At 69.1% G+C, this 23,572-nt stretch carries 16 protein-coding genes; 4 read left to right on the forward strand and 12 right to left on the reverse strand.

Features of this window, described 5'->3' with window-relative positions:
* Position 1 precedes the first annotated feature (1 nt).
* Positions 2-2,431, reverse strand: coding sequence for a pectinesterase family protein (locus tag ACFYRH_RS21560; protein ID WP_387777813.1), 2,430 nt, complete (start codon positions 2,429-2,431; stop codon positions 2-4).
* Positions 2,432-2,621: 190 nt separating this feature from the next.
* Here ACFYRH_RS21560 and ACFYRH_RS21565 point away from each other — a divergent pair, with 190 nt between their 5' ends.
* Positions 2,622-3,644 (forward strand): LacI family DNA-binding transcriptional regulator, encoded by a 1,023-nt coding sequence (locus ACFYRH_RS21565; RefSeq protein ID WP_387777816.1) that lies wholly within the window; start codon positions 2,622-2,624, stop codon positions 3,642-3,644.
* 334 nt (positions 3,645-3,978) lie between these two features.
* On the opposite strand, the gene ACFYRH_RS21570 is transcribed toward ACFYRH_RS21565, so the two are convergent.
* Entirely contained in the window at positions 3,979-6,693 is a 2,715-nt protein-coding gene (locus ACFYRH_RS21570; protein WP_387777819.1) for a family 78 glycoside hydrolase catalytic domain, read from the reverse strand.
* Positions 6,690-8,402 carry a hypothetical protein gene (locus ACFYRH_RS21575; protein WP_387777822.1) on the reverse strand — a complete coding sequence of 571 codons (1,713 nt, stop codon included), beginning with the start codon at positions 8,400-8,402 and terminating at the stop codon, positions 6,690-6,692. The genes ACFYRH_RS21570 and ACFYRH_RS21575 overlap by 4 nt, the downstream gene beginning before the upstream one ends.
* A 123-nt stretch (positions 8,403-8,525) precedes the next feature.
* On the opposite strand from ACFYRH_RS21575, the gene ACFYRH_RS21580 reads away from it, so the two are divergent.
* The 3 genes from ACFYRH_RS21580 to ACFYRH_RS21590 are packed head-to-tail and all read left to right on the forward strand — an operon-like array spanning position 8,526 to position 12,038.
* Positions 8,526-9,533 (forward strand): zinc-binding dehydrogenase, encoded by a 1,008-nt coding sequence (locus tag ACFYRH_RS21580; RefSeq protein ID WP_387777825.1) that lies wholly within the window; start codon positions 8,526-8,528, stop codon positions 9,531-9,533.
* Positions 9,530-10,795, forward strand: a complete 1,266-nt coding sequence (locus ACFYRH_RS21585; RefSeq protein ID WP_387777828.1) for a RuBisCO large subunit C-terminal-like domain-containing protein — start codon at positions 9,530-9,532, stop codon at positions 10,793-10,795. The genes ACFYRH_RS21580 and ACFYRH_RS21585 overlap by 4 nt, the downstream gene beginning before the upstream one ends.
* Complete coding sequence (locus ACFYRH_RS21590) at positions 10,788-12,038, forward strand: four-carbon acid sugar kinase family protein (RefSeq protein WP_387777831.1); 1,251 nt, start codon at positions 10,788-10,790, stop codon at positions 12,036-12,038. Before ACFYRH_RS21585 ends, ACFYRH_RS21590 begins: the two co-directional genes overlap by 8 nt.
* On the opposite strand, the gene ACFYRH_RS21595 is transcribed toward ACFYRH_RS21590, so the two are convergent.
* Genes ACFYRH_RS21595 through ACFYRH_RS21635 form a run of 9 tightly spaced genes read right to left on the reverse strand, consistent with a single transcriptional unit; the run spans position 12,019 to position 23,569 of the window.
* Positions 12,019-13,179, reverse strand: coding sequence for a glycoside hydrolase family 28 protein (locus ACFYRH_RS21595; protein WP_387777834.1), 1,161 nt, complete (start codon positions 13,177-13,179; stop codon positions 12,019-12,021). The genes ACFYRH_RS21590 and ACFYRH_RS21595 overlap by 20 nt on opposite strands.
* Positions 13,176-15,239 (reverse strand): hypothetical protein, encoded by a 2,064-nt coding sequence (locus tag ACFYRH_RS21600; RefSeq protein WP_387777837.1) that lies wholly within the window; start codon positions 15,237-15,239, stop codon positions 13,176-13,178. The genes ACFYRH_RS21595 and ACFYRH_RS21600 overlap by 4 nt, the downstream gene beginning before the upstream one ends.
* Positions 15,239-16,399, reverse strand: coding sequence for a DUF5605 domain-containing protein (locus ACFYRH_RS21605; protein WP_387777841.1), 1,161 nt, complete (start codon positions 16,397-16,399; stop codon positions 15,239-15,241). The genes ACFYRH_RS21600 and ACFYRH_RS21605 overlap by 1 nt, the downstream gene beginning before the upstream one ends.
* Positions 16,396-17,802 carry a DUF5060 domain-containing protein gene (locus ACFYRH_RS21610; RefSeq protein ID WP_387777844.1) on the reverse strand — a complete coding sequence of 469 codons (1,407 nt, stop codon included), beginning with the start codon at positions 17,800-17,802 and terminating at the stop codon, positions 16,396-16,398. The genes ACFYRH_RS21605 and ACFYRH_RS21610 overlap by 4 nt, the downstream gene beginning before the upstream one ends.
* Entirely contained in the window at positions 17,799-18,863 is a 1,065-nt protein-coding gene (locus ACFYRH_RS21615; RefSeq protein ID WP_387777847.1) for an exo-alpha-sialidase, read from the reverse strand. Before ACFYRH_RS21615 ends, ACFYRH_RS21610 begins: the two co-directional genes overlap by 4 nt.
* Before the next feature lie 5 nt (positions 18,864-18,868).
* Positions 18,869-20,386, reverse strand: a complete 1,518-nt coding sequence (locus ACFYRH_RS21620; protein ID WP_387777850.1) for an ABC transporter substrate-binding protein — start codon at positions 20,384-20,386, stop codon at positions 18,869-18,871.
* 12 nt (positions 20,387-20,398) lie between these two features.
* A complete protein-coding gene (locus ACFYRH_RS21625) occupies positions 20,399-21,406 on the reverse strand; it encodes an ABC transporter ATP-binding protein (protein WP_387777853.1) in 1,008 nt (335 codons plus the stop codon).
* Entirely contained in the window at positions 21,403-22,401 is a 999-nt protein-coding gene (locus ACFYRH_RS21630) for an ABC transporter ATP-binding protein (RefSeq protein WP_387777856.1), read from the reverse strand. The genes ACFYRH_RS21625 and ACFYRH_RS21630 overlap by 4 nt, the downstream gene beginning before the upstream one ends.
* Before the next feature lie 10 nt (positions 22,402-22,411).
* On the reverse strand, positions 22,412-23,569 hold the full coding sequence (locus ACFYRH_RS21635) for an ABC transporter permease (RefSeq protein ID WP_387777859.1): 1,158 nt from the start codon (positions 23,567-23,569) through the stop codon (positions 22,412-22,414).
* Between the last annotated feature and the right edge of the window lie 3 nt (positions 23,570-23,572).

Here is a 23,572-nt window from a genome sequence, read left to right on the forward strand (position 1 = left end):
ATCACCTTTCGGGGCGGGGAACAACCGGGTGCCATCCGCCGAACACCGACGCCGGGTCGCGCAGCCGCGCGGCCTCCTCGTCGCCGAGCTGCCGGGAGCACGCCAGTCGTGCGGTGGTGTCGAGCCGGCGGCCGGCCAGGTCGGTGCTGTGGTACTCCCAGAACCGGAGCTGACCGGCGGCCGCGCAGTCGTTGGGGCTGGTGATCTGCCAGCCGGTCGTCTTCACCTGCGGGCCCATCGCGGAGTCGATGAAGACCACCTGGCTGGTCGGGAACCGGCTGAGCTCGGCCCGCGCGAGGAACACGCTGTCGTCAGGCACCTCGGGACCGCCGGTCAGCCGGACGCGGACGAAGATGTTGCCGGGGCCGTCGTCGATGTTCCGGACCTGGTTGTAGTAGCCCTCGTGCAGCGCCTTCAGCTCGGAGTCCTGCAGGAAGACGCCGCCGGTCCCCCAGACGAAGTCGACGTCACCTTCGACGTAGCTGTTCGTCACGAAGGCCTGGCCCTGCAACCGCAGGCTGTCCTGGTACCCGAGGATGCGCACCCGCGCCAGCACCATCCGGCTCCCGTTCCCGAAGAACGCCTCGGCCTGCGACCCGCGGTACGGCGTGAGGTTCTGCACCGTCACGTCCGTCATCGTGAAGTCGTCGGCGAAGACGGCCATCGCGGAGCGCCAGCAGTTGAACCGGTCCGACTGCGGGATCACGCGGCGCTGACAGTACGACTGCTCCTGCGGGACGCTGCCCATCGCGGAGTCACCGTTCAGCAGGTTGTTGTTCGGGTAACCGATGACGGTCTTGCCGGCGCCGGCGCCACTGATCGTGAGGCCGGGCTTGGTCGGCGGCACCCAGACGAGCTCCCGGTACCGACCGGGGGCGACGTCAATTGTCGATTTGTGGCCCTCAGCAACGAAGTCGATCGCGCTCTGCACGGTGCAGAAGTCCTTGCCGCGCCCGACCGTCAGGTTGCCGTCGCTCTCCGGGTCCTGCCGCGTCCGGAACCGCCAGTTGCCGACACCGGGGTCGCCGACCACGAATCCTGGATCGACCGTCACGAAATACACCTGCCCGGCCGCCAGTCGCTGGTGCGGGTAGACGGTGACCGTGCGCCCGTCGACCACGACGGCCTGGTACGCCCAGGTGTGGACCTGATCGAAGTCCGTCCGCGCGCCACCGACGGTCCGCTGGTACGACGCGAGGCTCGCGAGGTCGATCGTGTCGACGACGTCACCGTTCGCCTTGTGGATCTGGAGCTTGCCGGTGACACCGAGTCGCACGGGTCCCTGGAACGTGAGGCTGAGGGGTGTGTCGGAACAGGTCGCGTCCTCGGGGCCTTGCGGCGCGAGTTTCGGCGTACCGATCGGGCCGGTGGACCAGCCGGTGAGGTGCTTGAGAACCGAGGTGAGTTTGGTGGCAGCGACCTGGTGGCCTTGGACGTTCGGGTGGGTGCTTCCGTTGAAGTCGTCCGGGCCGAGCCAGCCGGTCGTGTCGACGTACACGATCTTGCGGTCCTTCGCCGCGGCGACGGCTGCCTTGATGTCCTCGGCGTGGGTGCCGTTGAACGGGCGGAGAGCAACGATCAGCGCGTTCGGGTCGGTCGCGCGGATCTTGCCGAGGTAGGCGCGGTACGCCGGGGTGAACTGCGCGCTGTCGTAGGCGGCGTCGTTGGTGCCGAAGTTGACGACGATCACGCCGGGGTCGGACGGTGTGGCCGGGAAGCCGGCGAGGTTCCAGCCGAAGGAGTCGATCGCCGTACCGACGTTGCCGTGGCCGGGCTGCAGAATGCCCTGCTTGCCGAACCCGACCTGGTTGGTGTCCGCGCCGAACGCTTCACCGACGAGGTGCGGGTACGCTTTCGTGCCGTCCGCGCAATCGGTGCCGAGCTGCGGGCAGAGCGCCATCACGCCCTGGGTGATCGAGTCACCGTAGAACTCGATGCGGTGCTCCGCGGTCGTCGGCAGCGGGATCAGCTTGGCGTCCGGAGCGAGCTCGATCTTCTTCAGCACGACGCCGGTCTGCAGCGGGACGTTCCAGCGGTTCTCGTACTCGTCGACGTCCTTGACACCGATCTCCGCGGTGTGCGCGACCGTCGGGTCGAGATCGTCGGCGAAGACCTTGTGGTCCGCGTCGACCTTCTGCACGGCGGGCGTACCGCCGTCGATCGCGACGTACAACTGGGCCGGGACGGTGATCGACGCGGTGTCGAACAGGGCGCCGAGGTGCGAGCCGGTGAACCGGAAGCGCACCGAGGAGCCTGAGTTCACCGTGATCGCGACGTCGTCGTCACGCCCCCAGTGCCCGTCGAGCTCGATCCGCGGGTCGAACGGGCCGTACGTCGCGGGGTTCGCAGCGGTCGCCGTGCCCGCCGACACGGTCAGCAAGCCGGCTCCTGCCAGCACGACCAGACACAGACTGATCAGACGATTTCGCACGGCGTCTCCTGGCGCGGACCGCCGCACAGAAGCCCGGGGCGGTGGGCGGGTAATCCTTTTCCTGGCTACCGTCGCAGCGTGCCGCGGTCGCGTCAAGAGCTCGCGGCGAGAAAGCGGGAAAAGCTTTACATACCTGTGGATCCGGCCGGATCGGCAGCGATTTCCGGTCTGGTCGTGGTCCAATGGCCCGGTGAGACCGCGCAAATCAGCAGAGCCGGCCGGGGACCGCGCCGGGACCGCCGCCCGCGCCACGATCCATGACGTCGCCCGCCTTGCCGAGGTGTCGACCGCGACCGTGTCCCGGGTGCTGAGCGGCGGCAAGGCCGTGTCGCCCGAGGTCTCCGACCGGGTCCGCGCCGCCGCCCGCGACGTCGGCTACCGGCCGAACCCGGCGGCCCAAACCCTTCTGCGCGGCAGCAGTCGCACGGTCGGCGTCGTCGTACCGGACCTCGGCAACCCGTACTTCGCCGAGATCCTCAAGGGCGTCGCCGCCGAAGCCGCCGCAGACGAGCACCACACGCTGGTGGCCGGCACCGAAGAAGACCCGGAACAGGAGTACCGCTCCGCGCTCGAGCTCGCTCGCTGGGTCGACGGCCTGCTGCTGTGCGCGCCACGCATGAGTACACCCCGCCTCCGCGAAGTCGCCGAAGCCGCCCGCCGGCTGGTCCTGATCAACCGGGTACTGCGTCATCCCGCGGTCGGCTCCGTGGTGGTCGACTACCACCTCGGCGTCCGCGCTCTGTGCGAACACCTGGCGTCGCTCGGGCACAAGCGGATCGTGTATCTGCAGGGCCCGACCGCGGCGTGGTCCGACCAGCAACGGCAACGCGGCTTCCGCTCCCCCGAAGCCTCCGGGCTCACCATCATCCGCGTCCCCTGCGGCTCGACGCTCGTCGACGGGCGCGAGGCGGTTGACGAGGCGCTCACCTACAAGCCGACCGCGATCATCTGCTTCAACGACCACGTAGCCGTCGGCGTCCTCAGCCGCCTCCGCGAACTCGGCCTCTCCGTCCCCGCCGACATCTCGGTCGCCGGCATCGATGACGCCCCCATGAGTGCCCACACCGACCCCGGCCTGACGACGTACGCCGTCTCCACGGTCGAGCTAGGCCGCCAAGCCTGGCAACGCTTCGCTCCCACCCCCACCACCGCCACCACCCACATCCAAGGCACGCTCACGATCCGCGCCTCCACAGCTCGCCCACCCCGCTAGTCCCCGTGGCCGCAACCCGCCAGCAGCCGCCCGCGGACGGTTATCCCCTGGCGTGAGGGGTTCTCTGCTCGCATACCAACGCACAACCCCCAACACGCGGGGTCATCCGTTCCCGCAAGACCAGCCGCGCGGTGCCGGCCACCCCGCTCACGGTTATCCCCTCGCGTGAGGGGTTCTCTGCTCGCATACCAACGCACAACCCCCAACACGCGGGGTCATCCGTTCCTGTGAGGTCGGCGCGCGGGCGGACGGGCGGCGTGTGGGCGGGTGAATGCCGGGCGGCTGGATCGCGGGAGCCGGGTGGTGGGTGGTGGGTTGTGCCTGGGCGCGCGGGTTAGGCGCGGGCGGTGAAGCGGTAGGTGCCGGAAGGGGTTCTGCAGCGGGCGGCTTCGGCGGTGGGGGTCAGCGGGGTTACGGCCTGCGCCTCCGCCAGGGGGTGGCCGGATTCTTGGACTGTGTCAGGGTCGGCGGTGGGGATGTGGATTGTTGCCTCGGCGCCCGGGGGCACCGTGACGGTGAGTTCGAGTTCGCCGTCGGTCAGCTGCCAGCGGGTGGAGACCCGGCCCGTCGGGGTGTCGTACGACGCTTCGGCCCAGGTCAGCCGCCCACCCGGCCGCGGGTGGATGATCAGGTCGCGGAAGCCGATCGAGTCCGGTGCCTGGCTGATGCCGGCCACGTCGGCGTACAGCCACTCGCCGACCGAGCCGAGCGAGTAGTGGTTGAAGGAGTTCATCGCGACCGGGCCGAAGCCGTTTTCCTCGGTCCAGCCGTCCCAGCGCTCCCAGATCGTCGTGGCGCCGTGCTTGATCGAGTACCCCCAGGACGGGTAGCGATCGTCGTGCAGCAGTTCGTACGCCAACTCGGCGTACCCGTACTTGGTCAGGATCGGGCAGAGCAGCGCGACCCCGGCGAACCCGGTGGTCAGCGATCGCCCGCGCCGCTCGAGGTCCGCGACGAGATGCTTCACCGCCGCCTGTTCGGCCTGCTCCGGCAGCAACCCGAACGCCAGCGGCAACAGGTACCCGGTCTGGGTCTCCCCACGGACCTTGCCCTCGGCATCGACGAACTCCGCGACGAACGCCGCCGCGATCCGGTCCCGCAGCTCGCCGTACGCCGCTGCCTCGTCCGCCAGCCCAAGCACCCGAGCGGTCGCGGCCGTGAACTCCACACTGCGCGCGAAGTACGCCGTCGCGAGCACGTCGCGGTCGGTCTGGACGCCGACCTGCAGCCAGTCGCCGTAGTGACCGCTCGTGCGATTCCGCCAGATGAGGTCCGGGTTGGCGCGGTGCACGTAGTCGACCCAGCGCCGCATCACCGGCCAGGCCGTCCGCAGCACCCGCTCGTCACCGTAGATCCGGTAGAGCGTCCACGGCACGATCGTCGCCGCGTCCGCCCAGGCCGGCGTCCCGTGCCGACCGGTGATGACGTGCGGGATCACATCCGGGATCGCGCCCTCGTCCGTCTGCGCGACGGCGAGGTCGGCGAACCAGTTCTCGAAGAACGTCAGGACGTCGGCCTGGTACGCGGCCGTCGGCAGGAAGATCTGCGCATCGGCCGTCCACCCGAGTCGCTCGTCACGCTGCGGACAGTCGGTCGGGACGCTGACGAAGTTGCCGCGCTGACCCCACCTGATGTTGCTGAGCAGCTGATTGACTCCAGAGTCGGAGCAGTCGAACCGCCCCGCGACCGGCGTGTCCGAGTGCAGCACCCGGCCCGTCACGTCCGCGGCCGTCAACTCACCCGGGTACCCGTCGACCTCGACGTACCGGAAGCCGTGCACGGTGAAGATCGGCTCGAAGAACTCCTCCGCGGCGCCGGCGCTGACGAAGTAGTCCGTCGCGTCGGCCGTCCGCAGGTTCGCGGTGTACAGCTCGCCGTCCGCCTGGAGCATCTCGCCGTGGCGCAGGCGGATCCGATCGCCGGCCTGGGCGCCACGCACCCGGAGCCGAACCCGGCCGGCGAGGTTCTGCCCGAGGTCGACGATGAACCGCCCGGGTTCCCGCGCCGTGACGGCGATCGCCGCGACGTCCTCGGTCACGCGCACCGGATCGGTCGTCGTCGCGATCACCGTCGACACGTCACCACCGAGGTCACCGGCCGGTGCCCATCCGTCGGCGTCGTACCCCGGGCTCGACCAGTCACCCAGCTCGTGCCGGGCGTCGTGCGACTCCCCCATCAGCAGATCGGCGAACCGGATCGAGCCGACGCGCTCCACCCATCGACCGTCCGTCGCCACCACGGTGCGCGAGCCGTCCGGGTGGTCGACGACCAGTTGCGCGAGCAGTTGCGGCTTCTTGCCGTAGTGGTGCGCGTGACTGCGCGTGTCCCACCCGACGTACCCGGACCACCAGCCCTCACCGAGCACCGCGCCGATCACGTTCTCGCCCTCGTGGAGGAGGTCCGTGACGTCGTACGTCTGGTAGGCGACGCGCTCGCGGTAGTCCGTCCAGCCCGGGGTCAGCTCGTCGTTTCCGACGCGTTGCCCGTTCGCACTGAGTTGGTAGAGACCGTGAGCCGTCGCGTAGACGCGCGCCCGCCTCACGGGTTGCGTGAGCTCGAAGGACCGGCGGTAGTACCGCGGTGGGGCGATGGTTGCCTGCCGAACGGTCCGCGGCTCCGCGCGGTCCACCGGCGGCTCGAAGTATGGGTCGGTCTCGTAGTCGTGCTCGATCCAGTGCGCCGCCCACTCGTCGTCGTGGAACAGGCCGGTGGCGAACGTCGCCTCTGCCGTCGACACGTCACCGGCCGCGTCGCGGACCTCGAGCTGCCACACGTAGTCGGTCTGTGAGGTCAGCGGAGCGCCACCGTGGTCGACGTACGTCGTCCGCTCGCTCCGCCACCCGCTGTCCCACACCGGTACGCCGCTGCGCAACACCTGCACCCGGAACGCGTCCTGGCGGTCGCCACGGGTCGCTGAGGCCAGCCGCCAGCTCAGTCGCGGCCGCGCCGTACCGATCCCGAGCGGGTCGACGCGGTGCTCACATCGCAGGTCGTACGCCGTCAGCGCGGTCACGGTCTGTGCTTCGGACAGCACCCAGCCAGTTGTCACCAGGACCACTCCGTCTCGGGTCGGTGGAGCTCGAACTCACGCAGGCCGCCGGCGTGCTCCGGGCGGTCGCCGTACATCGGGCGGGACGTGCCCGGCGGGTCGATCGCGACCACGTCGTCGCCGCGCCAGGTGGTCCGGAATTCGTTGCCGGCCGCAAGCTCCGTGGTGGTCCGCTCGACCATCGGGAACGTCACCACGACGCGCTCGCCCGGCTGGGCCTTCGGAATCGACAGGTAGCCGTCCGGCGCCCAGATGCGCTCGGCGCCGGTCCACTCGTCGTCGCCGCGCTGCAGCCGAAGCCGTGCGTACCCGGCCCACTCGGGGATGCGCACGCGGAGATCGTCGATCGGCTCGTTGACGTGCAGCTCGACCTTGCCCTCGACCGGCAGGTGGCTGACGACGTCGACCGTGTGGTGGCCGCGGTTCAGCAGGAGGTTCACGCGGGTCAGTCGGCTGTCACCGGTGACGATGCTGTTCCACGCCCAGAAGAGTCCGCGGACGCCTGACCCGACACAGCAGGCCTGGACGTCGTTCGTGTGTCCACGACCCAGTGGTACGTCGGACACGTAGTCGTTCGGAGCGCCGTACCCACAGAAGGCGCCGAGCACCCGCTCGCCGACGTTCACGTACGTCCGCCACCCCGGCTCGTCCTGCGACCGGTCCGGCGCGGACTCCACCCAGCTGACGTCCTGCAGCTGCGAGGCGGCCAGGTGGTTACGGACGAACCGCTCCACGACCGCCCAGTACGACGTGAGTCCGCTGCCCGCCAGCGTCGTACCCAGGCCGATCAGGTCGACGAGTGAACAGGTCTCGTGCTCGTACTGCTGGTCGGCGAGGTCACCTGGAGTCCACCCGAAGCCGGTCGCCTCGCCCAGCACCCAGTCGTAACTACGCCGCACGAACTCGGTCAGCCCGTGGTCGCCGGTGTGCCTGGCCAACCGCGCCAGCCCTTCCAGCGTGCCCACGCGGGTGTGGAAGTGACCACTGCGGTACGCACGGGCCGGGTTGAAGCTGCCGTCCGCGTTGAAGACACCGCTCTTCTCGACGATCAGCCGGGCGAACCACTCGCACAACTCGAGCGCGTCGGCATTCCCTGTCGCCTGGTGGTAGCGCAGCAGCGGCATGATCAGCCGGCCGGAGAAGGACGCCGGGTCCGGCGCCAGGTGGAGGTCGATCGCGTTCGACGACGGCCAGCCGTCCGCCGTGTACTCCGAGGCCGGGTAGAACCAGACGTCCCGCTCCTTGATCGCGATGCGCTTCAGCGCGGCGACCTGCCGGTCCGCGGCCCGCTGGGCCTGTGGATCGTCGGCTGCGACCACTGCGGTGGTCATGGCGAGCAGCGTGGCTCGCTGGTCGATCAGATTGGCGTTGGGCAACCAGTGGCCCTTCGGATGGGCCTGCCGGTACGTCAGACCGTCCTCGGCGAGCAGTGCGAACAGCCGCTGCCGGTACTGGTCGGCGATGGTGTCCCACCGCGGCTCCCAGTCCTTGCCGCCGGTCATCTGGCGGGTCAGGAGGATCGCATCGGTGAGCCGGCCGTGGCTGGAGCCGTAGTCCCAGTCGCCGTGGTCCATGCGGGCAGGGCGAGCCAACAGGTTCGCGCTGAAGAACGGGATGCCGTCCCGGTCGTCGTCGGCCAGGCCGGTCACCGCGTTCATCGCCAGCGCGGCCCGTTCCTCGAGGAGCAGGGTCGCTGGGATCATCACCATGGGAAAACCTTTGCCTCCTGGAGCCTCAAAGTCAACCGGCTATCCACAGGCTGGCGGATCGGCCTTGTTTTCTTGAGGTTTGCCGACGGAGACTGGCTCGACCCCGAACGAAGGAGTGCCCCGATGAAAGCAGCGGTTCTGGAGGCGCCGCGGCGCGTCTCGGTCACCGACGTGCCGGACCCGGACGCGGGTGCCGACGTACTGCTCAGGATGCGCGCGGTCGGGTTGTGCGGCTCCGACCTGCACACCTGGAGCGGTCATCATCCGTTCCGCAAACCTCCCGTCGTGCTCGGCCATGAGGGTGCGGGCGAGGTCGTCTCCTCAGGTGATCCACGCTTCCGGCCAGGCGATCGGGTCGCGGTCATGCCCGCGTTGTCGTGCTGGGAGTGCACGCGGTGCGAGGCGGGCAACCCCCATCTCTGTGTCCACAAACGTGTCCCTGGTCTCGGCTGGGCGGGAATGCTGAGCGAGTACTTCGTCGCCCCGGCGCGCGTCCTGGTGCCACTCGGCGACCAGATCGGGTACGACGAGGGCGCGATGATCGAGCCGGTCGCGGTGGGATGGCGAGCGACGTCAGCCGTGCGGGGCGGGGACGCGGTCGCGGTGCTCGGTGGTGGCGCGATAGGGAGCCTGGCCGCCGCGATCAGCCGGTACCGCGGGGCGCGAACAGTGATGGTGAGCGACGTCAAGGAACACAATCGCGCCTTCCTGACGGCGCAAGGCGCGGAGGTCGTGGTGGATCCACTGGCCTCGGATCTGGTGTCCCTCGGGGTGGAAGCGAGTGGTGGTGACGGCTTCGACGTGGTCGTGGTGGCGTCGGGGCATCCGAGTTGTCTGGCGGAGGCGCTGGCGTTGAGCAGGCCGCGTGGGCAGGTGGTGCTGTTGCCGATGTTCGGTGGCGCGTTGACGGTTGATCTGAATCCGGTGGTTCTCAAGGAGGTCACAGTGCAGGGCTCGACGATCTACACCCCGGCCGATTTCGCGGCGGCCGCGCGGCTGGTCAACACGCGGGCGCTGGACGTCCGCCCGTACATCTCGGACGTCGTGCCGCTGGGACATGTGCCCGACGTGTTGTTGGCGATCGATGGTGGGGCCGACCACCTCAAGACGCAGATCGATCCGGCTCGATGAGCGCCGCCGAGGTCGTGGCGACGTACCTTGTCGAGACCTATCTGCCGCTCGGCCAGGCCGCCGAGGTCATCGCCGGCGAACAGTCCACCGGGACGTTCGTCCGCGTCGCGCGCGAAACCTCCGACCTGCGCGAACGCTTCGCCGCCAGGGTGCTGTCGATCGAAGAACTCCCGCCCACCGGCACTGCCGATCTCCCCGGCACGACGCGCCCGGCAGACGCTGTCAAGCGGAGTGCGCGGGTGCGGATCTCCTTCGGGCTGGACAACTTCGGGCCGTCCTTGCCCAACCTGCTCGCCGCCGTCGCGGGCAACCTGTTCGAGATCCGGCAGGTCGCGGGCATCAGGCTGCTCGACCTCGAGCTCCCCTCCGAGTTCGCCGAGCGCTACCCGGGACCGCAGTACGGCGTGCGCGGGACCCGCGAGCTGCTCGACCGGCCGGACGGCGTACTGCTCGGCACGATCGTGAAGCCCAGCATCGGCCTGCCGCCCGAGGAGCTCCGCCTCGTCGTCCGCGAACTCGCCGAGGCCGGCATCGACTTCATCAAGGACGACGAGCTGATGGGCAACCCGCCCCACTCGCCGCTCGCCGAGCGGGTCGCCGTTGTCACGGAGGAGCTCGACAAGGTTGCCGCGCGCACCGGTCGGCGTCCGATGTACGCGTTCAACATCACCGACGACCTGGACCGGATGGCGGCCAATCACGACCTGGTGAAGGCTGCGGGCGGCACCTGCGTGATGGTCTGCGTGAACCTGGTCGGTTTCGCCGGGCTCGCCTGGCTCCGCGAACGCTGCGCCCTCCCCATCCACGGCCACCGCGCCATGACCGGCGTCTACACCCGGGCTCCACAGCTCGGGATCGACTACGTCGCGTGGTCCAAACTCGCGCGGCTGTCCGGCGCCGACCAGCTGCACACCAACGGCCTGTCCAACAAGTTCTACGAGACCGACGAGGAGGTACTGCGCTCGATCGCCGCCGTCCGCACGCCTCTCCTGGGAGGCTACGAAACTCTCCCGGTGCTGTCCTCGGGCCAGACGCCGGGGCTTGCGCCGGAGACGTACCGCCAGACCAAGACCACCGACCTGCTCGTCCTGGCCGGCGGTGGCATCCACGGCCATCCCGGCGGCCCCGGCGCCGGCGTCGCCGCGATGCGCGCCGCCTGGTCAGCTGCGGTGTCCGGCACACCCATCGAAGCAGCTGCTCGCGAAACGCCTGCCCTTCAGCAGGCCCTCGAGGCGTTCCCCGCTAGGGCCGGGCGTGGTTGAGGCGGCGTTCTACGGGGACGACTTCACCGGGTCGACGGATGCGTTGGCGCAGTACGCGCGGGTCGGGTTCCGGGCGGTGCTGCTGGTGACGTTGCCGTCGGCATCTGAGTTGGCGGAGCTCGCGACGCAGTACGACGTGATCGGGGTGGCGGGTGTCGGGCGGTCGCTGGAGCCGGACGAGCAGGAGGCCGAGGTCCGGCCGGCGTTGGAGGCACTTCGTGAGCTTGGGCCGCGGGTGGTGCAGTACAAGGTCTGCTCGACGGCGGACTCCTCCCCCACCTGCGGGAGCATCGGCCGAGCCCTGGAGATCGGGCGCGACGTGTTCGGGCCGGCGCTGGTGCCGATCCTCGTCGCACAACCGGAGCTGGGTCGCTACACCGTCTTCAGCCACCACTTCGCCGCCGAAGCCGGCATCATCCACCGCCTCGACCGCCAGCCGACCATGTCCACCCACCCCACCACCCCAATGCACGAATCCGACCTCCGCCGTCACCTCGCCGCCCAAACCAACCTCTCCATCGCCGCCCTCCACGTCATGACCTACGAGACCCTCCCCCACCACTACGCCACCCTCTCCGCCGACGCAGTAGTCCTGGACGCCCTCACCGACGACCACCTACGCGCCATCGGCTCGACCCTCCTCCAGCACAGCACCACCAACCCAAGCTTCACCATCGGCTCCGGCGGCCTCTCCCGAGCCCTAGCCCTCGCCCTCCCGCAACCCCCAACACCCGCCCCGAACCCCACACCCTCGCCCACTGCGGATGGCGTGGTGTTGGTGGTTTCTGGGAGTCAATCTCAGCGGACGAGGGAGCAGATCGAGCACGCCCGCGACGCCGGCTGGACGGTCATCGGGCTCTCAGGGGACGACGGTGCGCGAGCCGTGGAGGTAGCGGACCAGGTGGTTGGCGCGTGCCGCAACGGCGCTGACGGAGCAGTCGTCCACACCAACGACCTGCGGCCCGCCGACGTGGCGGATGCACCTGCTGAGTTGGCACAGATTGTGCGGCAGGTGATTGCGCGGACCGACGTACGGCGCATGGTGGTCGCCGGCGGGGACACATCGGGGCAGGTGCTACGCGAGCTCGGGGTGTCTGCGCTGGAGCTGATTGGCGTTGGCGAACCGATCGCCGCCGGGGTACACCGCTGCCGGGTCGTGGCGGGAGAGCTCGACGGCATCGAGGTGCTGCTGAAGCCGGGACAGCTGGGCGGCGCGGACCTGTTCACCAGTGCTTGGTGGTGAGGGTGAAGTTCTCGATGGAGGACTGGGGGGTGTCGGCGAGCTCGATGGTTCGGGGAGCCGAGTGGACCTTCAGGTTGGTGAGGTTGATGTCGCGGACGACAGGAGCGTGGCCGGCGAACTCGGCGGGTTCCGCGTGGCGGGTGGTGATGAGGACGGCGGAGGTGGTGACGGCGTCGACGACAGCGTTCTCGATGGTGATGTGTTCGATGCGGCCGCCGCGTTGGGAGTTCGTTTTGATGCGAAAGGCGTGGTCCACGGCGGGGCCGGTGATGTGGAGGTCGCGGGCGTGTACGTCGCGGACGTCGCCGGAGGCTTCGCTGCCGATGGTGAGGGCGCCGTGGCCGGCGGTGAAGCGGCACGACTCGATGCGGATGTTCTCCGACGGGCGGGCGACGCGGCGGCCGTCGGCGTCGCGGCCGGACTTGATCGCGATGCAGTCGTCGCCGGTGGTGAACGAGCAGCCGGTGATGAGTACGTCGGAGCACGAGTCCGGGTTGCAGCCGTCGTTGTTCGGGCCGAGCGAGTCGACGGTGATGCCGCGGATCAGCACGTCATCGCAGAAGACCGGGTGGACGACCCACATCGGTGCGTTGACGATCCGGACGTCCTCGATCCGGACGCGGCGGCACGAGTACGGCTGGATGAAGCTGGGGCGGAACCCGTGGCCGGGTGCGAAGACGCGTTCGGCGACCGGTACGTCGTCCTCGACCATCTGCAGGAGACGTTGCCAGTCGATGCGCGGGCGGGTGTCGCGCCACCAGTTGTCCGGGTTGGCGCCACCGTCGAGCGTGCCGGTGCCGGTGACCGCGACGTTCACCTCGCCGTACGCGTAGATCAGCGGCGAGTGGCTGAAGCACTCGATCCCTTGCCAGCGCGTCCGAACGATCGGGTACGCCGCTGGGTCGGTGCGGAACCGCAGCGTCGCGCCGGCCGCCAGATGCAACTCGACATCACCGCGCAACCGAATCGGCCCCGTGTGAAAGACCCCCGCCGGCACAACAACCCGCCCACCCGTCAGCGCACAAGCCTCGACAGCCGCCGTAATCGCCCCCGACCAGTCCTCACCGGGGCCGGCCTCCGAGCCCGTGCGAGCGTCCCGGTTCAGATGCGTGCCGTACTCGGTGATCAGGTAGTCGGTCATTCGGTGCTCAACTGCTGGATGCGGAGGGCGTTGGCCAGCGGGACGGCGATCACCCACGAGGGGTTCCAGGTATTGGTGTCGCCTCGGCGTTGCCAGTGGGTTTGGAAGACGGCTTCGCCTTGTTCGCCGGGGAGGCGGAAGTTCCAGTCGCCGGGGTCGGCCGCGATGCCTTGGGTGAGGGCGTGCAGGGTGGTTCGAGCCGCGGCGACATACTCCGGGCGGTCGGCTGCCAGACCGAAGGCGAGGAGTTCATAGGTCGGGAAGAACACGTCGAGGTGGTGGTTCTGGACGCTCACGCTCGGCCAACCGACCGCGTTGAAGCCGGCGGCCCGCAGCGGCGCATCGTCGTCCTGTTCCGGCGACCACACGTACACCCACGTGAGGAGCCAATCGGCGGCGATCTCGCACCACGTGGCGTACAACGGATCCCCGGTACGCCGGAAGAGTTCGTACGCCGCCATGAAGTAGTACATGCCGGCTTCTTTGTCCTCGCACGCCGCGTCCAGCGTCGAGCGCGCGAACGGGCGATCGAACGTCCGCGCATGCTGGTCGTGGTACCGCGTCATCCAGACAGTCGCCTCGGCCAACAGCCGCGGATCGTCAAACACCTCGGAAGCCTTGAGCACAGCGAGCACGCACGGAATGCCGGCCGCCGAAACCGTCGCCGCAGCGGGGGAACCGTCCATCCGCCACCCAACCGGAAACGTCCCGTCCGGCAACTGTGCACCCCGAAGAAACGCGACGGCTTCAAGGAGCGCGTCCAGCCAGGACTGCGGCACCGGCTCCTCGAACCGGCGGAACAGCGTGATGATGTCCACCAGGTCGGCGACCGTCTCGCCGTACGCCCGGCTGGAGATCATCGGGCGGCTGCCGGCGCGGAAGCTGGTCCAGCGACGAGTGCTGACGTGATAAGAGTTGTGGCGCAGCCCAGGCGTCTGGGTCGAGCTCCCGGCGAGGTAGAACTCGACTGCGGCGCGACAGCGGTCGATGCGCAGGCGATCCCGCCGGTCGAAGCCGACGTGGGCGTCGCACCAGGCCAGCTTGAGCGCCTGGCCGGTCCATCCGTACAGGAAATGCACCGGCTTGTCCGGCCCGTTGCCGGGGATCTCGCTGAACTTGGTGTACCCGGCCACCGCGCCGGACCGGTGCCATCTGTTGTCCAGGGCAACCGTCTTGCGGGTGACCAGCTCCTCGAGCGTCAGCCCAGGAGCCCCCGGACTTGTGAAGAGCGACCGGCCCGTGTGCACCAGCTGACGGAAGGCGTGGCCGCGGAGGTCCTGCGGCCCCCAGTCGAGAACCAGCTCCTGGGTGTACGCCTCGCCGGGACGCACCGTGAGGTAGCCGTCCTCGGTCACCTCGGTCTCGGCCTTGCTGACGTAGCGGATGTCCTGCTTGCCGTCGAACATCAGGACGCCGCTCAGCGCCGCGAGCACCGGTCCTTCCTGCCGAAGAACCCCGAGCGACCCGTACCGAACCTGACCATCGGGCGAGCGCCGCGCCCGTGGCCGGGAGAAGACGGACAGCCAGCGGCGTTCGCGGCCCTCGCGCCACTCCAGGTTGACGCCCGGAATCGGCAGCCGGTCCTCCTCCGCGACGAAACCGCCGCCCGGCGCGGGACCGACCCGCGGTACGGCGCGCGCCGGGTCGGCGGACGGGTTGTCGTTGTAGATCAGACCGGGAAGCGTGACCTGGCTGTCCTTCACCCGCCCGAGGTCCAGCAGCAGCCCGACGGCCAGATCGGCGAGCCGTCGCTGGCTGGCGTTGCGCCAGCGGACCTCGAGGTTCAGCCGGCCCGCGGCGTCGAACGACAGCCGCAGCTCGACGGCCACCGGTCCCGTCCGGCAGCCGGCGCGGTGCTCCCCCGCCCGCCGCGAGATCCACCAGCCGTTGGTCGGCTGCAGGTGGCTCGGTTGCCACGGGCGACCGGTCGAGAAGCTGAGCAGGCTCACCACCGGCCGCTCGAGATAGGTCGTCCCGTTCGTCAGACCGAGCTGCAGTACGACGCCATCGGGCGTACGCCGCAACTCGGCCTGACGTGGACCGGACGTCAACGCAGGCATCAGGACGCTCGCCGGATCTGGATCGCCTGGTACTGCGTTCCCGGCAGCCGCACCGTCAGCGTGTCCGCGACCGTCTCCCGCGTACGCCGGACCGAGTGGTTCCAGACGTCCAGCACGTCGACGTCGTACTCCCCGGCAGGCAATGAGAAGGTCCGGTCCGGGAACTGGTGCTCGCCGAGGTACTGCAGGTAGTACGAGCCAGGCACCGCGAGAGTCGGCGCATCACGGTAGTCGTCGATCGGCTCCACACCGTCCGGAAGCTCGTCCAGCACCTCGCGCAGCAGCCGCAGCCGCTGCGCCACCACTCCACCCGGCCGCGCCCCGCCCGCCGACCACGGTCCGGTCTCCGCGTCGACGTACCACTCGCCGTGGGTGACGTAGGCGCCGCGGACCGTCCCTTCCCAGATCCGGGTCAGCATCTCCTCGGGGCGCAAGCTGGTGTCCGGCGTGGTCCCGTTGCCCTCGTGACCGCAGGCGTCGACGAAGACCGGCTTGGCGAAGTCACGTCGCAGCGCCGAAACACCACGCAGGTTCTCCAGCCGAACGCTGAGGTGCGTCAGCCACGGCGTCCCCGGATCGGTTGCCTCATGCATCGAGATCAGGTGCCGCCCGGAGTCGAGCTCCCCGATCAGCTCGGCGACCGCGCGGGAATTCGGTCCGGCCTTCAGGCACCAGGTGACGTTGCGGTACGCCGCGAGCCGGTTCACCACGTCGCGGACGGCGACCGTGTCCGCCGGCAGCACGATGTCGGCGAAGATGTCCGCGGCCAGCAGGTCCCGGACCTGCTCCTCGATCACCTCGGTCAACTGGAGCCGGACGCGGTTGAACGGCGACGCCGCGAGCGCGGGGCGTGCCGCGGGCCACTGATGAACCAGACCGAACCAGGCAGTGGTCAGCGGACGGTACGGCGTTCCGTCGGCCAAGCGCAGCGTGGTGCCGCAGCGGCGGACCGGCCCGTGCGAAGTCGCAGGCGTGCACTCGAACGTCCCACCGTCGTACGACCAGATGCCTTCCAGGCCGGGACTGAAGCGGACCTTCCACCCGCCTGCGGACTGGAACGACTCTGCGTAGGCCAGTGCGCCGTCGGCATGGCGAAACGTCACGGCGGTCGGTCCGGCCACGGGCAGTTCGAGCACGTCCCAGCGTGCTACTGACGTCATCGGGTCCCTCTCAGGGCGAGGTACGGGGTGGCGGGCAGTGGGATGCGGCTCGGGCCGGAGTAGTCGGCCAGCGGGGTGATGGTCATCGCCCGGGTGTCGATCAGGTCGAAGTGGAAGGGTGAACCGGCCGGCAGGTCGAGCTCGACCGCGGACGGCTGCCGGTCGCCGAGGTAGTGCAGCACGCAGCGTTCACCGTCGAGTTCACCGTCCGACTGCCGCGGCAGTCCGGCGAACACACCACGCAGGAAGTCGATCCGCTCCGGACTCTCGCCGTACAGGCGGCCGCCGACCGAGATCCACGCTCGGGTCTCGCGGTCGACGAACGACTCGCCGTGGCCGACGTACCCGCCGAGCGACATGCCCTGCCAGAAGCGGTGCACCATCTCGTCAGCGGTCAGGTTGCCCCAGCGGCGGCCGGCGTTGCCCTCGTAGCCGATCTCGTCGATCACCACCGGCTTCGGGCAGTCCCGCCAGACCTCGACCTCGGCACCGTCCCAGTGCTGCACGCTCTGGTGCGTGATCCACGGCTTCGAGAAGTCGTACGGCGAGAAGATCTCGTACATCTTGGTTCCGTTGTGGATCGACCGGAGCCGCTGGTACGGGTCGTACCGCTGCACCAGCTGCAGCAGCCGGTCCCAGTCCGCGATCGTCTTCTCGTGGTTGAAGTCGTACTCGTTCGACAGCGACCACCAGACGTTCCGGTACGCCGCCAGCCGCGCGACGACGTACCGCAGGTACGCCGCGTCCTGCGCCGGCGTCATCCGGTCGAAACCCCAGACGCCCCGGTCGTACGGGTGGAACAGGATCAGATCGGCCTGCACCCCGAGCGTCAGCAGATCCGCGATCCGGGCCTCGAACTCCCGGAAGAACGCCGGGTCGTAGCGGTCCACGTCCACCTCACCGGGCGTGGTGCCGACGAACGGCAGGCGCTCGGGCCGCATCCCCTCGGTCGGGAGCAGGCACATCCGCACCTTGTCGAACGGTGCCGACCGCAACGACTCGAGCGTGAGCTCCTGGAGTTCCTTGGTCTCGTAGGTCCAGTGGTAGCAAGTGGTCCCGATGCAGTCGTACCGCGTGCCATCGGCGTACGCGAAGTGGTGCCTGCCGGCTACCTCGACCGGACCGTGGTTGCCGGGGCCGGGCGGCGTGCACTCGAACCGGCCCCGGTGCCCGTCCAGCTCGGGTGCGGAGCTGCTGGTGATGTACTCCCAGCTGCCCTCGCGGTCGGGCGAGAACCGGGCCCGGTAGGTCCCGTCGCCGTCGTAGAAGCCGTCGACGGTCACCATCCGGTTCCGGAACTGGTAGGTGACCTGGAACTCCACGTCGGCGAACGGGTTGCCGCCCGCCAGTTCCGACGGTCCGGACAAGGTGAGCTCGTGCAGGCCCCACTTCGCGATTGTCATGGCTGTCGATCTCCCGCCTGGATCCACTCGGGCGCCAGGATCACGTGCTTGATGGTCTTGCGCAGGTACGAGTACGCCACGTGCAACCGGCCGTCCCGGGTCTGCAGCAGCGTCGGGTACGAGTAGCCCAACTCGTTCTCGTGGTACTCCTCGTCCTGCACCTGGAGGTTCCGCCAGTACGGCCAGGTGGCGCCGTCGTCCTCGGACAACGCCAGCGTCAGCGGGGTCCGCAGGGTCTTGCGGCGTACGCCGCCCTTGCCGTCGTCGACCCAGCGGAACTGGTCGCGCTCGGCCGACGAGTCGTTGAACACCATGACGAGCCTGCTGTCGGTGAGCCGCAGGACCTGGATCGCCGAATTGTTGTTCGGCAGCGCGGTCTTCTCCGGCGAGGTCCAGGTGCGGCCGTTGTCCTTCGACGCCGACCGGTGGATGCGGTCGGCGGCTCGGCTGCGGAAGTACCCGACCAGCTCACCCGGCGACAGTTCGGCGATGCTCATCTGCACCTGCCCGATCGCGTCCGGTACCTCGACCGTCGACCACGTCTCGCCCTGGTCGGTGCTGAGTTTCAGCACCGTCCGCTCGGCGGTCTTGTCGCAGTCGTACGCCGGCAGCAACCAGTCACCGTTGCTCAATACAACGATCGGGTTGCGGATGAAGCTGCCGAGGTGGTCGAACAACACCTCACTCTGGTCCCAGGTCAGCCCACCGTCGTGCGACACCCGCCGGATGACGCGCGAGGTGGACTGGTCATGCGGCTCGTTGGAGGTGTGCAGAAGCCACACGTCCGACCCGGCACAGAACAGCAGCGGGTTCTGTTCGGAGCGGCGCTTGTCGGAGGACAGCTGCACCGGCTCCAGCCAGGTGTCCGCCCCGGCCGGCAGCCGGGACAGGACGATGTTCGTGTCCGGGTCCCCTTCGCGAGGCCCGTTGAACCAGGCACAGAGCAGGTCGCCGGACGCGGTCTCGACCAGCGTCGCGGCGTGGCTGTCGCCGGGATGGATGGTGGGCAGGAGGGCCGCACCCTCCCGGATGCGGCCGTCGAACCTGGGGTCGATCACCATCCCCGTCACCAGGTGAGCCCGCGCGCGACCTGCGCCTTGATGTAATCGGGGATGTCGACCTGCTCGGCGACCTGCAGCGACGACGCGACGTCCATGCCGTCCTTGAGCACGTGCTGCCGGAACACCTTGTACAGCGGGATGTCCCAGTACTCGGTGTTCTGGTAGTTCTTGATCACCGCGTTGTCGCCCCAGTACACGGCCGAGGTGTCGATGGCCGCGAGCTCGGGGATCGACGTGCCGAAGGCGTTCACCGTGGCGTCGGTCTTCAGCACCGCCTTCATGCCGTACGACGAGATCCGGCTCTGCATCTCCTCCGACACCAGGTACTTGACCACGTCGAGCGCCTGGTCCTGGTGCTTAGACTGCGGCGGGATGAACGCGGCCCGGGTGTCCGGCTGGTAGATCGTCGTCGAACCGCGGGACAGCACCGGCATCGAGGTGACGCCGATCTTGACGCTCTTGGCCCACTCGGCGTACTGCGCGGCGTCGTCCTCCTCGATGTAGTACGAGCTGAGGGCGTACGCGTTCAGCTTCGAGAGGTTGTTCACCGCCATCGCCAGGTGGCCGGGGAAGCTCATGTCACCCTTGAAGAAGTCGTCCACCGTGGTGAAGTTGTTCCGCGGGATCATCAGGAATCGGTACAGGTTGTTCGCGACGGTCTTCCAGTCCGCGCTGGTCAGGTTGACCTTCACGTCCTCCGGCGCGGGCTGCTCGCTGTCGCCGGGCACGAACGGGTAGAGCCCGAGCTGGTTCATCGCGAGGTAGTTGTCCGGGTGCTGCATGTAGCCCTTGTAGTGGTCGATCCCGTCCTGCCGGGTCAGCTTCTGGGCGATCTTGTAGACGTCGTCGTACGTCGACCCGACGGTCGGGTACTTGACCCCGAACTTGTCGAAGATCAGCTTGTTGTAGAACAGCAGGCTCTCGTCGATCCACAACGGGACGCCGTACAGGCCGCCGTCGGAGCGGGACTTGATCTGCTCGACCGAAGCGAGGTTCAGCGTCGACAGGTCGATGCCGGCGCCCTGGACGGCGGCGGTGATGTCCTGGGTCCAGCCGAGCGGTTCGAGGTCCCGGTCGATCCGCAGCCGCGGGTCTTCCAGGATCAGGTCGGGCACCCGGCCGGCCTTGGCCAGGTCCTCGTAGCGGACCGGGTAGTCCCAGGTGGCGTACTTGACCTTGATGTTCGGGAACTTCGCCCGGATCGCGTCGCCGAAGACCGAGTCGAAGTACCGGTGGGCCTCGCGGCCGCTGTCGTTGCCGCCGAGCTCGAACGGCTTGAAGTTGGCGGCGAAGACGAACAGCTCGTCGTCGTCGACCGAGAACGGCACGTTGTACTTGTTCGGGATGTCGACGGTCCCGGCCGCGGACTGCGCGGTCGCCCGCGGTACGGCGCTGGCGGAGCTGGTCGCGGCATTGGCCGGAGCGGCCTGCAGCGCGCCGCCGAACGCGGCCAGGCCGCCGATCAGGGCGCCGTTGCGTAACAGACCACGACGGGACATGTTTCCTTCGGACGAATCAGACATGGTGGACCTTTCCTACGGGGCGGTGGTGGCCGTGAGGACACCCTTCAGGTCGAGCTGCTCGGCGAGGTGGCACGCGACTTTGCGGCCCCCGAGCTCGCGCAGCCGCGGGACTTCGGACGCACACCGGGCCTCGGCGTACCCGCACCGGGGATGGAACGGGCAGCCCGCCGGCACCTTGGACGGGTCCGCGATCTCGCCGCGGAGCTTGATCCGCTCGCGGTGCCCGCGAGTGGCGGGGTCAGGATCCGGTACGGCGCTCAGCAGCGCCTCGGTGTACGGGTGCAGGGGCTTGGAGTAGAGCTCTTCGGTCGAGGCGCTCTCGACGAGTTTGCCGACGTACATCACCGCGACGTCGTCGGCGACGTGCTCGACGATGCCGAGGTCGTGGGAAACGAACAGGTAGGTGAGGCCGGACTCTTCCTGCAGATCGCGCAGCAGGTTCAGGATCTGGGCCCGGACCGAGACGTCGAGCGCGCTGACCGCCTCGTCGGCGACCACCAGGCGCGGCTCGGTGGCGAGCGCCCGGGCGATCACGACGCGCTGCCGCTCACCGCCGCTGAACGCGTGCGGGTAGCGGTGCGCATACTCCGCCCGGAGCCCGACCCGCCGCAACAGCGCGGCGACCTTGTCGTCGATCTCGTCGCGCGAGCCGGCCTCCTGGACCCGCAGCGGCTCGGCGATGATGTCGCGCAGGGTCTTGCGCGGGTCGAGCGAGGAGTGCGGGTCCTGGAAGATCAGCCGGACCTGCGCGCGGTACGGCTTCAGCTGCTTCTCGGACAGCGACGCCAGGTCGACGCCGTCGAACATGATGCTGCCCGACGTCGGCTCGTAGGCACGCACGATGCACCGGCCGAGGGTCGTCTTGCCGCAGCCCGACTCACCGACCAGGCCGAGCGTGCGGCCGGCGCGAATCGACAGGTCGACCCCGTCGACCGCCTTCACGAAGCCGCGGTTCCGCCCGAGCAGCCCGCCCTCGATCGGGAAGTGCATGGTCAGGCCCTTGGTTTCCAGCAGGCTCATCGCCCCTCCTCGCCGTACAGCAGACAGGCCACGTCGATCTCGTCGCTGCGGACCCGGGCCGGCACGATCTGGTCGCACTTCCCGGCCATGAACGCGTCGCAGCGCGGATGGAACCGGCACCCCGAAGGCCGCTCGTACGGCGGCGGCACGGTCCCTCGTACGGCGACCAGCCGGTCCTGCCCCTGTTGCCCGAGTCGCGGCACCGACCGCACCAGCGCCTGCGTGTACGGATGCTTTGGCGCACTGAGTACGGCGGACGCGGGTCCCTGCTCGACGACCTCGCCGAGGTACATCACCGCGACCTCGTCCGCGACCTGCGCCGCCACCCCGAGGTCGTGGGTGATCAGCATGATCGCCATCCCCAGCTCCTCCTGGAGATCCTGCAGCAGGTCGAGGATCTGTGCCTGCGTGGTCACGTCCAGCGCGGTGGTCGGCTCGTCCGCGATCAGCAGCCGCGGCCGGCACGACAGCGCCATCGCGATCATCGCGCGCTGCCGCATGCCGCCGCTGAGCTGGAACGGATACGAGTCGACCCGGCGCTGCGGGTCCGGGATCCCGACCCGGCCGAGCATCTCGATCGCCCGCTCCCGGGCGGCCTGCTTGCTCAGGTTCTCGTGCAGCCGGACCGCCTCGACGATCTGGTCGCCGATCGTGTGCACCAGGCTCAGCGACGCCATCGGCTCCTGGAACACCATCGCGATGTCGGCCCACCGGACCTTGCGCAGCCGCTTGTCCTTCGCGGCCAGCAGGTCGAGCGGGTCCTTGCCCGGCTCGTCGTCGTGCAGCAGGATCTCGCCGCCGACGATCCGGGCCGGCTTCTCGACCAACCGCAGGATCGACCGCGCGGTGACGCTCTTCCCGCACCCGGACTCGCCGACCACGGCCAGCGTCCGGCCACGCCGGACCGTCAGGCTGACGCCGTCGACCGCCTTGACCACACCGTCGCCGAGCTCGAAATGAGTGCGGAGCTCGCGCACTTCCAGCAGAGGCCGCATAACAGGCTCCTCACTTGTAGGGATCGGCGGCGTCCCGGAGACCGTCACCGACGAAGTTCATCGCGAGTACGACGACCACGACCGCGAGACCGGGAGTCAGCAGCCACGGGGCGGTGGCGACCGCGCGGACGTTCTGTGCACCCTCGAGCAGCACACCCCAGCTGACCGCCGGCGGCTGCAGACCGAGACCGAGGAACGACAGGCTGGTCTCGCCGAGGATCATCCGCGGCACCGCCATCGACACCGACGCGATGATGTGGCTGGCGAACGACGGCACCATGTGGCCGAAGATGATCCCGGTCCGGCCGACCCCGTCGAGGCGGGCGGCCATCACGAAGTCCTCCTCGCGCAGGCTGAGGAAGCGGCCGCGGACGTCCCGCGCCAGACCGGTCCAGCCGATCAGCGACAGGATCACCGTGATCGCGAAGTACCTGGTCAACGGTCCCCAGCTGCCCGGCAGGGCCGCCGACAACGCCATCCACAGCGGCAGCGTCGGGATCGACATGATGAACTCGATGATCCGCTGGATGATGTTGTCGACCGTGCCGCCCAGGTAGCCGGAGATACCGCCGATCAGCATGCCGAGCAGGAAGCTCGCGAACACCCCGACCAGGCCGATCGACAGCGACACCCGCGCACCGTGAATCAGCCGCGACAGCAGGTCCCGGCCGGACTGGTCGGCACCGACCAGGAAGAACGGCTCGCCGGCCGTCGTCGGTCCGATCAGGTGGAGGTTCGACCTGATCGGCCCGAGGACCGAGTACTCGTCACCGCGCACGAACCAGCCGATGTCGACGATCTTCGACTTGTCGACGGTGAAGGTCTGCTCGAACGTCTCCTTGTCGCGCGTCGAGGAGTACCCGTACACGAACATCCCGTGCTCGCTGTCGACGTGGATCCGTTGCGGCGGGGCGTATGGCAGCGCGGTGTGCGCGGTGTCCGGGTTCGACGGTGCGAAGAACCCCGCGAACAGCGCGACGAAGTAGATCGGGATCAGCACGATCAATCCGATCAGCGCCAGCCGGTGCCGGCGGAACTGCCGCCACATCAACCGCCACTGCGGCAGCGCGCCGTGGTCACGAAGGCTCTTCACCACCTCCCCCGGCGGCGCCGCGTGCCCAGAATCGTGCACGGGATCGGGGGCGATCGCCTCGGTCTGCTGGACCATCTA

Source organism: Kribbella sp. NPDC004875 (assembly GCF_042873375.1).
In the GTDB taxonomy this organism is placed as follows: domain Bacteria; phylum Actinomycetota; class Actinomycetes; order Propionibacteriales; family Kribbellaceae; genus Kribbella.